16 protein-coding genes are annotated in these 13,765 nt (G+C 71.9%); 7 read left to right on the plus strand and 9 right to left on the minus strand.

All coding sequences use genetic code 11. The features are described 5' to 3' along the window. Nucleotides 1-2 precede the first annotated feature (2 nt). Nucleotides 3-710 carry a TrkA family potassium uptake protein gene (locus AB0M46_RS29730; RefSeq protein WP_363341249.1) on the plus strand — a complete coding sequence of 236 codons (708 nt, stop codon included), beginning with the start codon at nt 3-5 and terminating at the stop codon, nt 708-710. Nucleotides 711-1,060: 350 nt separating this feature from the next. Here AB0M46_RS29730 and AB0M46_RS29735 read toward each other — a convergent pair whose 3' ends face one another. From AB0M46_RS29735 to dut, 4 genes are all read right to left on the minus strand, one after another. Further along, on the minus strand, nt 1,061-1,792 hold the full coding sequence (locus tag AB0M46_RS29735) for a DUF3159 domain-containing protein (protein ID WP_363341251.1): 732 nt from the start codon (nt 1,790-1,792) through the stop codon (nt 1,061-1,063). Between the two features lie 6 nt (nt 1,793-1,798). Then, nucleotides 1,799-2,200 carry an OB-fold nucleic acid binding domain-containing protein gene (locus AB0M46_RS29740; protein ID WP_363341281.1) on the minus strand — a complete coding sequence of 134 codons (402 nt, stop codon included), beginning with the start codon at nt 2,198-2,200 and terminating at the stop codon, nt 1,799-1,801. A gap of 101 nt (nt 2,201-2,301) precedes the next feature. Then, entirely contained in the window at nt 2,302-3,084 is a 783-nt protein-coding gene (locus AB0M46_RS29745; RefSeq protein WP_363341253.1) for a DUF3710 domain-containing protein, read from the minus strand. Further along, entirely contained in the window at nt 3,081-3,554 is a 474-nt protein-coding gene (gene dut, locus AB0M46_RS29750; protein WP_363341255.1) for a dUTP diphosphatase, read from the minus strand. The genes AB0M46_RS29745 and dut overlap by 4 nt, the downstream gene beginning before the upstream one ends. Before the next feature lie 57 nt (nt 3,555-3,611). On the opposite strand from dut, the gene AB0M46_RS29755 reads away from it, so the two are divergent. After that, a complete protein-coding gene (locus AB0M46_RS29755; RefSeq protein ID WP_363341257.1) occupies nt 3,612-4,079 on the plus strand; it encodes a DUF3093 domain-containing protein in 468 nt (155 codons plus the stop codon). Here AB0M46_RS29755 and AB0M46_RS29760 read toward each other — a convergent pair. Together AB0M46_RS29760 and AB0M46_RS29765 are read right to left on the minus strand one after the other, a co-directional pair. Continuing rightward, nucleotides 4,058-4,987, minus strand: coding sequence for a hypothetical protein (locus AB0M46_RS29760; RefSeq protein WP_363341259.1), 930 nt, complete (start codon nt 4,985-4,987; stop codon nt 4,058-4,060). The two genes, AB0M46_RS29755 and AB0M46_RS29760, sit on opposite strands and share 22 nt — an antisense overlap. A gap of 82 nt (nt 4,988-5,069) precedes the next feature. Continuing rightward, nucleotides 5,070-5,366, minus strand: coding sequence for a DUF4193 domain-containing protein (locus AB0M46_RS29765; RefSeq protein ID WP_363341261.1), 297 nt, complete (start codon nt 5,364-5,366; stop codon nt 5,070-5,072). Nucleotides 5,367-5,772: 406 nt separating this feature from the next. On the opposite strand from AB0M46_RS29765, the gene AB0M46_RS29770 reads away from it, so the two are divergent. Beyond that, nucleotides 5,773-6,306 (plus strand): LytR C-terminal domain-containing protein, encoded by a 534-nt coding sequence (locus tag AB0M46_RS29770; RefSeq protein WP_363341263.1) that lies wholly within the window; start codon nt 5,773-5,775, stop codon nt 6,304-6,306. A 35-nt stretch (nt 6,307-6,341) separates the two neighbouring features. Here AB0M46_RS29770 and AB0M46_RS29775 read toward each other — a convergent pair whose 3' ends face one another. Continuing rightward, nucleotides 6,342-7,148 carry an inositol monophosphatase family protein gene (locus tag AB0M46_RS29775; RefSeq protein WP_363341265.1) on the minus strand — a complete coding sequence of 269 codons (807 nt, stop codon included), beginning with the start codon at nt 7,146-7,148 and terminating at the stop codon, nt 6,342-6,344. 254 nt (nt 7,149-7,402) lie between these two features. Between AB0M46_RS29775 and AB0M46_RS29780 the strand changes: the two genes are divergently transcribed. Both AB0M46_RS29780 and AB0M46_RS29785 read left to right on the plus strand, forming a co-directional pair. Next, nucleotides 7,403-9,055: an RNA polymerase sigma factor gene (locus AB0M46_RS29780; protein WP_363341267.1), complete on the plus strand. Its 1,653-nt coding sequence runs from the start codon at nt 7,403-7,405 to the stop codon at nt 9,053-9,055. 304 nt (nt 9,056-9,359) lie between these two features. Continuing rightward, entirely contained in the window at nt 9,360-9,593 is a 234-nt protein-coding gene (locus AB0M46_RS29785; RefSeq protein ID WP_363341269.1) for a hypothetical protein, read from the plus strand. A 106-nt stretch (nt 9,594-9,699) separates the two neighbouring features. On the opposite strand, the gene AB0M46_RS29790 is transcribed toward AB0M46_RS29785, so the two are convergent. After that, the gene (locus AB0M46_RS29790) at nt 9,700-11,421 is read right to left on the minus strand and encodes a DEAD/DEAH box helicase (protein WP_363341271.1); all 1,722 of its coding nucleotides are present in this window, start codon (nt 11,419-11,421) and stop codon (nt 9,700-9,702) included. A 263-nt stretch (nt 11,422-11,684) separates the two neighbouring features. Beyond that, complete coding sequence (locus AB0M46_RS29795; protein WP_344618756.1) at nt 11,685-11,963, minus strand: DUF3039 domain-containing protein; 279 nt, start codon at nt 11,961-11,963, stop codon at nt 11,685-11,687. A 159-nt stretch (nt 11,964-12,122) separates the two neighbouring features. On the opposite strand from AB0M46_RS29795, the gene AB0M46_RS29800 reads away from it, so the two are divergent. Continuing rightward, on the plus strand, nt 12,123-13,031 hold the full coding sequence (locus AB0M46_RS29800) for a pseudouridine-5'-phosphate glycosidase (protein ID WP_363341273.1): 909 nt from the start codon (nt 12,123-12,125) through the stop codon (nt 13,029-13,031). Further along, the coding region (locus tag AB0M46_RS29805) for a PfkB family carbohydrate kinase (RefSeq protein ID WP_363341275.1) at nt 13,028-13,765 on the plus strand (738 nt) is incomplete at its 3' end. The genes AB0M46_RS29800 and AB0M46_RS29805, both read left to right, overlap by 4 nt.

Consider the following 13,765-nt stretch of genomic DNA (forward strand, 5'->3'; position numbering starts at 1 on the left):
TCATGCGGATCGCGATCGCCGGGGCCGGCAACGTGGGCCGGTCCATCGCCAAGGAGCTCGTCGACAACGGCCACCAGGTGATGCTCATCGAGCGGGTCCCGCGGATGGTGCGCCCCGAGCGGGTGCCCGCCGCGGAGTGGATCCTCGCCGACGCCTGCGAGCTGTCGAGCCTGCAGGAGGCCGACCTGTCCTCGTGCGACGTGGTCGTGGCGGCCACCGGCGACGACAAGGTCAACCTGGTGGTGTCCCTGCTCGCCAAGACCGAGTTCGCGGTACCGCGGGTGGTCGCCCGCATCAACCGGGCCGAGAACGAGTGGCTGTTCAACGAGCAGTGGGGCGTCGACGTCTCGGTGAGCAAGCCGCGACTCATGGCGGCGCTGGTCGAGGAGGCGGTGTCGGTCGGCGACCTGGTCCGGCTGATGACTTTCCGACAGTCCGAGGCCAACCTGGTCGAGATCACGCTGCCGGAGAACGCGCCGTACGTCGGCCACCCGGTCCGCGACGTCCCCCTGCCGCACGACGCGGCCCTGGTCGCCGTCCTGCGCGGCCGACGGGTGCTGGTCCCCACCCCGGACGACCCGCTGGAGCCCGGCGACGAGCTGGTGTTCGTGGTCACGTCGGAGATGGAGGACGCGGTCCGCGCCGTGATGCTGGGCAACAACGACGAGGACGGCAAGCAGCTCCGAGGAGCCCGCGGCAAGGTCTTCTGACCGCTTTTGCACGGATAAGTCGGGCGCTGGCGCGCCACGACTTATCCGACTTATACCCCGACGGGCGGAAAGTCCGGTTCGACCCGTCTGCGCAGCACCGGACCGCGTGTGTCGGATTTACACCCTGTCAGGGTATAAATCCGACATGTCGATGGATCTTGGCACCCCGGAACAGGCAGAGCGACGCCCCAGGGCAACCGGTCCGCCCGGGCTGAGCGTGGCGTGGCAACGCACCCCGGAAACCGGCAGGGAGGCGCCCCAGGGCCGACCGGATGGCCCGATCCGGCTCGATAAGGCGCCGGCGGGAGCAACGGTCGCCAGTTACGCGGACCGGAGCCGGCCCAGAGCCGTTAAGCGGCCGGCTCTTCCCCGGCCCCGGAGGACGCCGGCGCCGAGGCAGGCTCGTCGCGCAGGATGCGGCGGGCCTGCCACACGGTCAGGGCGGCCAGCAGCGCATAGGGCGGCCACCCCAGGGCCAGCCGCGCGATGCCGAGCAGGTCGTCGGAGCCGGCGCTGCTGTCCTGGTAGAGGATCACCTGCACGCCGAGCTTGAGCGCGTAGACGACCGCCCACACCACGGTCAGCCAGATGAAGGTCCGGCGCAGGCGCTGGTTGTCGTACCAGCGGGTGGTGCCACCGTCGAGGGTCACCGACCACAGCCAGCCGACCAGCGGCCGCCCGATCGCCACCGAGACGAGCATGCCCACCACGTAGCCGACCGTGAGCAGCATGCCCGGCAGGTACACGTCCTTGGCGTCGCCGCTCTTCCAGGCCAGGTAGGCGCCGATCGCGATGCCGAAGACGCCGTTGAGGGCGTGCCGGATCGGCTCGCGGCGGGTCAGCCGGTAGATCCCCATGGACAGCGCGGCGCCGACGGCCACGATGAGCGACGTGCGCAGCGACCACCACCCGAAGTGGTTGCCCAGGAAGTTGATCACGATGAACAGGGTGATCGGGACGCTGGACTCGATCAGGCCACGCACGCCGCCGAGTTGCTGGGCCATCTGCACCGAGAACGGTGGGAGCTGCTCCTCGTCCGCGCCCTTGCCGTGTTCGGTCGTGGTCCTGTTACCTGGCTGCATCCGGCCTCATCGGGGGGTTTCGAGCTCGTAGTACGGGTTGTAGAGCACCTTACGGCCATCCCGGACCGCCAAGCGCCCCTTCGCCGTGATCGGTCGACCCGGCTCGATGCCGGCGATGTGCCGGCGGCCCAGCCACACGAGGGTGACCAGGTCGCTGCCGTCGAACAGCTCCGCCTCCAGGGTCGGCAGGTTGGTGCGCGGCGTGTACACCACCGTGCGCAACCGCCCCTTGAGCCGCACCACCTGGCCGCGCTGGCAGGCCAGCGCCGGGGTGCTGCCACACTGCTTCGCGTCGCGCTGCAGCTCCTCCGCGTCGAGCTCGGAGTCGCTCGCGGTCAGCCGGCGCAGGAACCTCCGCAGGCCGCGTTGGCCGGCCTCGTCGCTGACCGCTTCACTGTCCGTGGCCATAATGACGGTGCCACCCTTCCCTCCGGTCGTCATGACACCCTCACTACGACGGTACGCGCTTTACGGACGCGCGCATCGAGCCAGCTGTGACAGTTTCGTCACTACTTGCGACGCGGGCGCGGCGACGGCTTGCGCCGGGCGTCGGCGCCATCCGCGCCGTTCGTCCCGTTCGCGCCCTCGGCCGCCTCGTCGCCGGCGCCATCGCCCGACTCGGCCCCGGCCTCGGTGACTTCCTTGGGCAGGTTCAGCGGCAGCGGCTCGCGCACCGGCATCGCCTCGTGGCCACGCTCGACGACGAGGTTGCGCAGGCACTCCTGCAGCGCCGGGGCGGTCGCCGGGTCGGCCGCGGCCGGACCCTGGAACACCGCGCGGACCAGCCAGCGGGGCCCGTCGACGCCGACGAAGCGGATGTCGGTCAGGCCCTCGGGGGTGCGCACCCGGGCCCGCAGCTCGATGCCGTAGTCGCCGGACACCTCCTCGGCCGCGACGCCGTCGTTGAACAGCTGCTTGCGGATCTCGGCGCGGACCTCGTCCCAGATGCCCTCGCTGCGCGGCGCGGCGAACACGCCCAGCTGCAGCGCGCTGTCCTGGGAGACCAGCACGATCTGCTGGATCTTGCCGTCGTTGTCGGCCTGGACCCGCACCTCGACGCCGTCGACCGCGGGGACCTTGAGCGAGCCGAGGTCGAGCTGGGCGATGCCCTCCGGCGCCTCGGTGATGTCGTAGGGACCGTCGGCCCGGCTGGACTTGCCGCCGCGCGGCTCGTCGTCCTCCTCGGCTGCGGCGTCGAGGTCGTCGAGGTCCTCGTCGAACGCGTCCCGGGCCTGGCCGCGCGGGTCAGCCTTGGCGTGCCGCCCGCTCCCGCCCTTGCGCGAGAAGATCACTGCTCTGCCTCCAAGTTTGCTGCCGGGACGAGCCCGGCATGCCCGCCGGTGGACCCGTGGCCCCCGGCCCCGCGCACAGTATCGGGAAGATCCTCGACGACGTGGAAGTGTGCCCGCTCCACGCGCTGGATCACAAGCTGGGCAATTCGGTCACCACGGGATATTTTTCCGGATATCACTCGATCGTGATTGATGAGGTTCACCAGGATTTCGCCCCGGTACCCCGCGTCGACGGTGCCCGGCGCGTTGAGCACCGTCACCCCCATCTTCGCGGCGAGGCCGCTGCGCGGGTGCACCAGCCCGACGTACCCCTCCGGCAGCGCGATCGCGATCCCGGTGCGCACCAGCGCCCGCTCACCCGGAGGGATCTCCACGTCCTGCGCCGCGTACAGGTCGGCGCCGGCGTCGCCCGGGTGCGCGTAGGCCGGTAACGGCAGGCCAGGGTCGAGCTGCCGCACGAGCACGTCCATCCCCATGCCTCCATCCTGCCGGGTCGCCCCGGCGGGCCAACACGTACCCTCGCCTACATGGCCCAGCCGAACCCGTACCAGGAGCGTCTCCGCCTGTCGTGGTGGCTGTGGCTGCCCGCGCTCGCCGTCGCCGGCGCGCTGGCCGCGGAGGTCAAGCTGGGCGCACCCGGCGCGGCCACGTGGATCGCCTACCTGGTGCTGCTGCCGCTGACCGTCGCCGGGCTCTGGTTGCTCGGCCGCATCCGCATCGAGGTGTCCAACGGCGAGCTGCGGGTCGACGACGCGCACATCCCGCTGCGGTACGTCGGCGAGGTGACCCCGCTGACCGCCGCCGACAAGCGCGACCTGCTGGGCCCCTACGCCGACCCGGAGGCGTTCGTGGTGCAGCGGCCCTGGATCGGCGGGGCGGTGCGGCTGGAGGTGCGCGACGCCGCCGACCCCACGCCGTACTGGCTGGTCAGCTCCCGCCGGCCGGAGGCCCTGGCCGAGGCCCTGCGCGCCGCTCAGGCCTCGATCACGCGCTGAGTGCCGGCTCCGCCGCCGGACAGCAGGTCCTTGCGGATCTCCTCGCCCAGGGCGAGGGTGGCCCGGCGGTTGAGGAAGCCGCCGATCGCGGCGCCGGTCAGGAAGGGCCCCAACGTGCTCAGGTTGCGCCCGAAGCGCCGCAGCAGCCGGTCCCGCAGCTCCTTGCGCAGGGCCGTGCCCATCGCGGCGGCCAAGCTCCCGCCGACCTTCAGCGGGTTGATGCCGCGCCGCTCGGCCCAGGCCTGGACGAGCGCGACCGCCCGGTGGGCGCCGGAGCCGGGGATCGCACGGCCATAGACCGCGTGCAGCTCGCCGATGAGCTTCATCTCGACCGCGACCACCGCCACGGTCTCGGCGGCCAGCAGCACCGGGGCCGACAGCAGGCTCGGCGTCACCGCCCACTCGACCGCGGCCACGCCGCCGCCGGCCGCACCGATGCCGGCCGTGACCCGCGAGGCGTTGCGGATGAGCCGCTCGGCCAGCCGGTCGCGGTCCAGGCCGGGGTAGTGCGCCCGGAGGGTGTCCAGGTCGCGCACCGGGATGTGCGGTGCGACCCGGGTCACGGAGTCGGTGACCCAGCCGATCGCATGCTTCGGCCGGAACAGGTCACGCACGCCGCGCTCGCCGATCTCGAGCCGGACGAGCCGGCCGAGCAGCCGTCGGCGGTCCTGGGCGGGGACGTCGTCACCGGTCAGGGCGACCACGGCCCGCGAGAGCTCGGCCTCGTCAGCCGGCGTGCCCTCCTCGGGCTCGGCCGGGCCGGCCGGGGCCCCGTGCGGCGGCCAGGAGGCCGGCATCCGCTGCGCGCCCAGGGAGTGCGGTCCTCCGGGTGCGTCCGGAACTACGGCGGTCTCCGGCTGGACGGGGGCGTTCTCGGCCGCCTCGTCGGCGGGCACCGGCTGGACCATCGTCAACCTCCGGGGTACGGAAAATCGGTCGCCGCTTCAAACTGAAGCACGCCGGGACCAGTTCCGCGTGATCAGCTCACCCTCAGACACACTCGCGGCAGATCAGCTCCCCGTTGCGCTCGGTCGCCAGCTGGCTGCGGTGGTGCACCAGGAAGCAGCGCGAGCAGCGGAACTCGTCGGCCTGCATCGGCAGGACCTTCACCGTCATGTCCTCGTCGGCGAGGTCGGCGCCCGGCAGCTCGAAGTTCTCGGCGAGGTCGGAGTCGTCGACGTCGACGGTCGCGGACTGCGCATCGGTCCGACGGGACTTAAGCTCCTCGAGGCTGTCCTCCCCGAGGTCGACCTCGTCGCGACGTGGCGCGTCGTAGTCGGTGGCCATCGGTGTTCACACTCCCAATTCGTGTCGCCGGGTAGGTTGGGCGCCCGAAACAACGTCGTTTGCAACGTCCAAAGGCGGCGTACCTTACCGCCCTCGTGCGCTTGTTGTACGCCCACGCGCGGAAACTTGTTCCCACTGTGACCGAGGCGACACAACGATCTTGCCGCGGGAACGATCTCGGCGCCAAAACCAGGCCCGCTCCGCGGCGATGCGACGATACCGTCCGCCCCCCGTTTCCGTGAGGAGTCGTCCCGCAACGGCGAGTAGGAACTTTGCGGTATGTCCGGTGGGGACTTCAGCGAGTCTTCGCACCAGGCGCTAACCTCTCCGGCAGCCAGAGCGTCTTCTCTGGTGTGGAAGCAAGGTACGAGGCGGGCGCGGGGAGCGAGCCATGAGTTTTGCGCGGGTGAGAGCACTCGCGGTCGTCGGCATCCTCATTGTCGCCGCGGCGGTGTTCGTGATCGTTGCCGTGGTGAAGGACCGCCAGGGCGGGCTGGCCGCCGACTCGAAGAAGTGCGGCGAGGGATCGGTGATGGCCAACGCCAGGCTGCCCCGGCAGGAGGACGTCAAGGTCACGATCTTCAATGCCACGAACCGGCCCGGAACCGGCTCGGACGTGGCCAACGACTTCCTCAGCCGCCGGTTCAAGGAGGCGAAGGTGGTCACCGTCGCGCCGAACCCGCCGGTGACCAAGCCCAACGACGTGGTGGCCGTGATCCGCTTCGGCCCGCAGACGGTCGGCGCGGCCTGGCTGGTGCGCGCGTACTTCCTCGACCAGGCCCGGTCCGAGTTCGACAAGGCCCGCCAGGACGACAAGGTGGAGATCATCCTCGGCGGCAGGTTCCGGCAGCTGCCGACGACCACCGAGGTCAACCAGGAAATCGCGGCGCTGGGCAACCCGGTGCTGCCCGAGGGCACCTGCGCCAAGGACGACAGCTGACACCTGCGGCGCCGCGGATCATGCCGCCGGGCGGGTCACGGCCCCCCGGCGGCGTCCAGCTCGCTCAGCCGGGCGTGGAGCTGCTCGTGCAGCCCGGACGGGGCCGCGATGAGCATGTCCGGGCCCGGTGCCGCCCCGTCGAGGCCGGTCACCAGCGCGCCCGCCTCGGCCGCGATGAGACCGCCGGCCGCGTGGTCCCAGGGGTTGAGGCCCTTCTCGTAGTACGCGTCCAGGGCCCCCTCCGCCACGAGGCACAGGTCGATCGAGGCGGCCCCGAACCGGCGGATGTCGCGGATGTGCCCGATCAGCCCGGCCACCACCTTGGCCTGGTGCGAGCGGCGGGCCGCCGCGTAGCCGAAGCCGGTGCCGACGAGGGCCTGCCCCAGGTCGGTCTCCCCGGAGGCCGCCAGCCGGCGGTCCCCGGCGAAGGCGCCGCCGCCCCGGGTCGCGGTCCACTCCTTGCCGGTGGCGGCGTTGCGGACCACCCCGGCAATCACCTCGCCGCCCACCTCGGCGGCGAGGGAGACCGCGTACTGCGGCAGGTCGTACAGGTAGTTCACGGTGCCGTCGATCGGGTCGAGGATCCAGCGCACCGCGGCGTCGCCGGAGCCGCCGCCGTACTCCTCCCCCAGCACCGTGTCGCCGGGGCGCGCGGCGTGCAGCGCCTCCCGCACGTGCCGCTCGACCGCGCGGTCGGCGGCGGTGACCACATCGGTGGCGGTCGACTTGGTGGCGACGGCCGCGACGCCCTCGGCGCGCATGCGGACAGCCAGCTCGCTCGCGGAGCGGGCGATGGATACGGCGAGGGCCAGAAGGTCGGCTGGTCGGTCCATGGTCACCATCCTTACAAAGGTGCGCCGGGCCCCTCGCAGCCCATCCGTTCGGTCACAACAGCGCGTCCGGCCCCCTCAAGAGGGGATGTTGGGGCGAGAGAGCGTTACAATTCACGCGCTGCCCGCTGTCGTTAGTGAATCCGCCCGGAGTCACGGCGCACACGGGCGCCACCAAAAGCAACCCGGCCACTTCAGCACGGCCGCGCCGTGCGCGAACCCGGCCGCATCGGCCGTCGCTCGCTCATCGCACCGGAAGGTCGTTCGTGACAGCAGCTCATCAGCCCAGCGTTGACGTACGCTCCCTCGCCGACACGCTGATCGCGCGTGCCGCCGCCAACGGCGGTCATCTGACGTCGGCGGAGGTCGCTCAAGCGGTGGACACCGCAGACGTAACCCCCGCGCACGCCAAGAAGCTGCTGAGGAGCCTGGCCGAGGCGGGCGTGACCGTCGTGGTCGACGACTCCGCTCACAGCCGGCGCCGGGTCTCCGCGGCGCGCTCCGCCACCCCAGCATCCAAGGCGGCCACCGCCAAGGCCGCGCCGGCCCGCAAGGCACCCGTTGCCAAGCCGCTCACAGCCGTCGAGTCCGCACCGGATCCGGCGGCGGCGAAGAAGGTCCCCGTGAAGAAGGCCGCGCCATCGGCGCCCACCACACCCGCCGCGGCAGCCGCCGCACCCTCGCCCGCCGCCGCGGCGAAGAAGGCCGTGCCGGCCAAGAAGGCGGTGAAGAAGGCCGTGCCCGGCGCCAAGAAGGCCAACCCGGGCGATCCCGCCGATCCCGCCGCCCCGACGGCCGGCGGCGACGAGCCGGAGCTCGAGGAGCTCGACGACGCCGCGCTCGCGGCCGAGATCGAGGACGTCATCGTCGAGGAGCCGGTCGAGGAGACCAAGGCCGCCGAGGCCGACGCCGAGGCGACCGCGACCGACGACGACTTCGCCTGGGACGACGACGAGTCCGAGGCCCTCAAGCAGGCCCGGCGCGACGCCGAGCTCACCGCGTCGGCCGACTCGGTCCGCGCCTACCTCAAGCAGATCGGCAAGGTCCCGCTGCTCAACGCCGAGCAGGAGGTGGAGCTGGCCAAGCGCATCGAGGCCGGGCTCTACGCCTCCGAGCGGCTGCGGGCGGCCGAGGAGGCCGGCGAGCCGATGCCCATGCCGGCCAACCGCGACTTCCTGTGGATCTCGCGCGACGGCGAGCGGGCCAAGAACCACCTGCTCGAAGCCAACCTGCGCCTGGTCGTGTCGCTGGCCAAGCGGTATACCGGCCGCGGCATGGCCTTCCTGGACCTCATCCAGGAGGGCAACCTCGGCCTCATCCGCGCCGTCGAGAAGTTCGACTACACCAAGGGCTACAAGTTCTCCACGTACGCCACCTGGTGGATCCGCCAGGCCATCACCCGCGCCATGGCCGACCAGGCCCGCACCATCCGCATCCCGGTGCACATGGTCGAAGTGATCAACAAGCTCGGCCGCATCCAGCGCGAGCTGCTCCAGGACCTGGGCCGCGAGCCCACCCCGGAGGAGCTGGCCAAGGAGATGGACATCACACCGGAGAAGGTGCTGGAGATCCAGCAGTACGCCCGCGAGCCCATCTCCCTCGACCAGACCATCGGCGATGAGGGCGACAGCCAGCTGGGCGACTTCATCGAGGACTCCGAGGCGGTCGTCGCGGTCGACGCGGTCTCGTTCTCGCTGCTGCAGGACCAGCTCCAGCAGGTCCTGCAGACGCTCTCCGAGCGCGAGGCGGGCGTGGTGCGGCTGCGGTTCGGGCTCACCGACGGGCAGCCGCGCACCCTGGACGAGATCGGCCAGGTGTACGGCGTGACCCGTGAGCGGATCCGCCAGATCGAGTCGAAGACGATGTCGAAACTCCGGCACCCGTCGCGCTCCCAGGTGCTGCGCGACTACCTCGACTGATCTCGACCTTTTTCGCTCTGCGCGAACCCGGGCCGCCCCTTTTGGGGTGGCCCGGGTGTGTTTCCGGTCACCGCGGGCATTACACAGCCATGGCGCCACGCCAACCCACTTGTGATCGCAAGCGCGGCGCGATAGGAAGCACGTAGCGGGTATTCGGTCCCAACCGGGAGCGGCCCGCCGGCACGACAGAAATGTGACATCGGTCCCGCACACCGAGCGGGAACGATGTCGGGCGACAGGGTGTTGAACCATCTGTGAACGACGCAAGGAAGCGTTCGTCGGTGACGATCAGAGGAGGAAGGCGATGACCCCGACCCTCACGCCGCCGCCGGAGACGGCGGCACCCCCCGCCGCCGAGGAACGGTGCGACCGCTGCAACGCGGCAGGGAAACTTCGAGTCAGGCTCACCGAAGGTGGCGACCTGATCTTCTGTGGACATCACGCCAACAAGTACGCCGATCAGCTGGTCAAGATCGCTGTCGAGTATGCCGTCGCCCCGGACTTCTCGTGGCGCGGTTCGGAACTCTCGGCCGGCTGAGACCAATACCGGTTTACGCACGGGGCGTCCCTTCGGGGACGCCCTGTGGCCATTTTCGGCGCGGTTTTCGTTTTTGTGCCGGTTCGAGCGCTTTGAGACGTGTCGATCAGATCGTCTGAATCGTGGCGATGCGCTCTTCCAATTGCTCGATGGTCGCCTGGGCGCTCGGCGGCCCCCCGCACAGCCGGCGCAGCTCCGCGTGGATCTTGCCGTGCGGCAGCCCGGTGCGGTGGTGGTGGGCCGCCACGAGGGTGTTGAGCTGGCGCCGGAGCACGATCCGCTTCTCCCCTGCCGTGCGCGGCTGCGGCGGGATCTCGGGCGCGGCCTGGGCCGTGGCCGCCGGGACCTTGCGCCGCTCGGCCGCCGCCTGCTCCGCCTGCCGCTTGGACAGCAGCGCCGACACCTGGTCCGCGGTCAGCAGGCCGGGCAGGCCGAGGTACTCCTCCTCCTCGGGCGTCCCCGTCTGCGCCGGCAGCCCGAAGGTCGCCCCGTCGAAGATGACCTGGTCGAGCTCGGCCGTGGCGGACAGGGCCTCGAAGCTCTTCTCCAGCTCGCCCGAGGCCTTCTCCTCGCGGTTGGCCCGCTCGAGCTCGTCGTCGTCGAAGCCTTCCTTCTGCTTGCGCTCGCCGAGCACGTGGTTGCGCTGCGCCTCCAGCTCGCTGGCCAGCTCCAGCAGGTGCGGCACGCTCGGCACGAACACGGTGGCGGTCTCGCCGTGCTTGCGGGCCCGCACGAAGCGCCCGATGGCCTGGGCGAAGAACAGCGGGGTGGAGGCGCTGGTGGCGTACACGCCGACGGCCAGCCGCGGGATGTCCACCCCCTCGGACACCATCCGGACGGCGACCATCCACCGCTCCTGCGACGCCGAGAACGCGGCGATGCGCCCCGAAGCCCCCGCGTCGTCGGAGAGGACCACGACGGGCTTCTCGCCGGTGATCTCCCCGAGCGCCTTCGCGTAGGCCCTCGCGTTCTGCTGATCGCTCGCGATGACCAGCCCGCCCGCGTCCGGCATGCCCCCGGCCCGCAGGTTCTGCAGGCGGGAGTCGGCGGCCCGCAGGACCTGCGGCATCCAGTCCCCGGTCGGGTCGAGCGCGGTCCGCCAGGCCTGCGAGATGAGGTCCTGGGTCATCGGCTCCCCGAGCCGGGCGGCCAGCTCGTCGCCGGCCGACGTGCGCCAGCGGGTCTCCCCGGAGTACGCCAGGAAGATCACCGGCCGCACGACGCCGTCGCGCAGCGCGTCGGAGTAGCCGTACACGGTGTCGGAGCGCGACCGCGCGATGCCGTCGGCCCCGCGCTCGTACTCGACGAACGGGATCGGGTTGTCGTCGGACCGGAAGGGCGTCCCGGTCAGCATGAGCCGCCGCACGGCCGGCTCGAACGCGGCCTTGACCCCGTCGCCCCAGGACTTCGAGTCGCCGGCGTGGTGGATCTCGTCCAGCACGACCAGGGTCCGCCTGGTGATGGTGCGCCGCTTGTGTACGGCGGGAGCCATGCCCACCTGCGCATAGGTGACCACGGTGCCGTGAAAGTCCGAGGTCGCGTGCACGTCGGAGTTGCGGAACCCGGCGTCGAGGTCGATCCCGACCCGCGCCGCCGCCTGCGCCCACTGCGTCTTCAGGTGCTCGGTCGGGGTGACGACGGTCAGGTTGTCGATCGTCCCGTCCCCGAACAGCTCCAGCGCGACCCGAAGCGCGAACGTCGTCTTGCCGGCCCCCGGGGTGGCGACCGCCAGGAAGTCCTCGCGCTTACCCCGCAGGTACTGCATGAGCGCCTTGCGCTGCCACACCCGGAGCGTCTGACCTTGCTGCACCACCGGACGCGGCGGCATGCGGCACCCCTCCCCGTCGATACGTCCGTCTCACGCCGTATCCGTGCGCTGCCGCGCCCCGGCGCGGGGCGCATGCGCACGGCAGCCCGGTCCGACCGGCCCGTGTTCCATCCCCACGGCCGGCCACCGTGGCCCGATTCGCCCCCTACGCCCGAATGGTCGGGCCCGGGCGCGCATGAAAACGCCCTCGCGTCAGCGCGGACCGCGAAGGCGTTGACAGCCTAGCGGGCATCGGCCGGCGTTGTGCCGAACCGAGCCGAACGTCACGAAGACGGGTCGTCGTTATGCACCACGTTCTCGTACAGGTCCTTGCACACGGGACACACCGGGAACCGGCTGGGGTCGCGCGAGGGCACCCAGAGCTTCCCGCAGAGCGCCCGCACGGGCGTCCCCTCGATCATGGCCTGCATGATCTTGTCCTTCGGCGCATAGTGCGAGAACTTCTCGTGGTCACCGGCGTCGTATCGGTAATCGGTGCTGGTCTGCTCTTCGACGCGCTCGTCGGTGAGAGTCCCGCCACCGTTCTCGGGAGTGGTCGTCACGGGTCCCAGTCTGCCAGGCCGGGGCCGAATTGGCCCGCTCGCGCCGCCACTCCGCTTCGCTCCGGACCGCTCACGCCGCCTTCGGCTTCCTGCCGTGCACGCCCCGCATCGCGGCGAGCACGCACCGCTGCGCCACCTGGCCGGGGCTAAGGTGGGCCCGTGATCAACCATGTCATCCGGTTCGGCCCGGCCGTCGAGGCCGCCCGCAGCACCGGCGCACCGATCGTTGCGCTGGAGAGCACCATCATCTCGCACGGGCTGCCCCGCCCCGCCAACCTCACGGTGGCGAAGGAGATCGAGGCAACGGTCCGGCAGGCAGGCGCCGTGCCGGCCACCATCGGCATGATCGCCGGCGAGATCGTGGTCGGGCTGGACGAGGCCGAGATCGCCCACCTGGCCGACAGCGACGACGTGGTCAAGCTCTCCGTGCGCGACCTCGCCCCGGCCGCCGCCGCCCGCGCCGACGGCGCCACCACCGTCGCCGCCACGTCGGCCATCGCCGCCCGCGCGGGCATCTCGGTCTTCGCCACCGGCGGCCTGGGTGGCGTACACCGCGGCGCCGGCACCACCTTCGACGAGTCCGCCGACCTGACGGCCCTGTCCCGCCTGCCGATCACCATCGTCTGCGCCGGCGTGAAGTCGATCCTGGACGTGGGCGCCACCCTGGAGCGCCTGGAGACCCTCGGCGTGAGCGTGGTCGGCTACGGCACCCGCCGCTTCCCCGGCTTCTACCTCACCGACGCCGGCTACGACCTGGACTGGTCGGCCGGCGACCCGGCCGCGGTGGCCGAGATCATCCGCGCCGCCCGCGGCCACGAGGTCCACACCGGCGCCCTGGTCGTGGCCAACCCGCTCCCCTCGGACGAGCAGCTCGACCCGGCCCTGCACGACCGGGTACTGGCCGAGGGCCTGGCCGGCCTGGAGCGCGACGGCATCACGGGCAAGGAGGTCACGCCGTACCTCCTGGCGCACTTCCACACCGCCACCGAGGGCAAGAGCCTGGACGTGAACGTGCGCATCATCCTGCGCAACGCCGACCTGGCCGCCCGCATCGCCGCCGCCCTGTGACCGTCGTCGTCATCGGGGACGTGGTCACGGACATCCTCACGGTGCACGAGGGCGCGCTCGCCATCGGCTCCGACACGATCGCCCGGGTGCGCATCGCGGGCGGCGGCTCGGCGGCCAACACGGCGGCGTGGCTGGCGGCGGCCGGGTGCCCCGTGGTGTTCGCCGGGGTCGCGGGCGACGACGAGCCGGGCGACGCCCGCATCGCCGAGATGCGGGCCGCCGGGGTGACCACGAGCGTGCGCCGGGTCGCCGGCGCCGCGACGGGCACGGTGGTGGTGCTGACCTCCGACGCCGAGCGCACCATGTTCACCGACCGCGGGGCCAACCGCCTGCTCGACCACTCCGACGTCGACCGCGCGCTGGACCTGCCCGGGGTGCGGCACCTCCACCTGTCCGCGTACGTCCTCTTCGACCCCGACTGCGCCCCCGCCGGCCGCTACGCCCTCGCCGAGGCCCGCCGCCGCGGCCTGACCACCAGCCTCGACGCCGCCTCGGCGGCGCCGCTGGAGCGGCTGGGCCCGCGCGAGTTCTTCGCCGCGATCCCGCGGCCCGGCATCCTCTTCGCCAACCTGGACGAGGCCCGCGTCATCGCCCCGGCGCAGGCCACCCCCACGGCGGGCGCCGCGGCCCCGGCCGAGTGCGAACGGCTGGCCAAGGCGCTGCTGGCCCACGCGGACGCCGCCGTGGTCAAGTCCGGCCCGGGCGGCGCCGCGTGGGCGGACCCGGACCGGTCC

Origin of the sequence: Dactylosporangium sp. NPDC051485 (assembly GCF_040682015.1) — a bacterium.
Lineage (GTDB): Bacteria > Actinomycetota > Actinomycetes > Mycobacteriales > Micromonosporaceae > Dactylosporangium.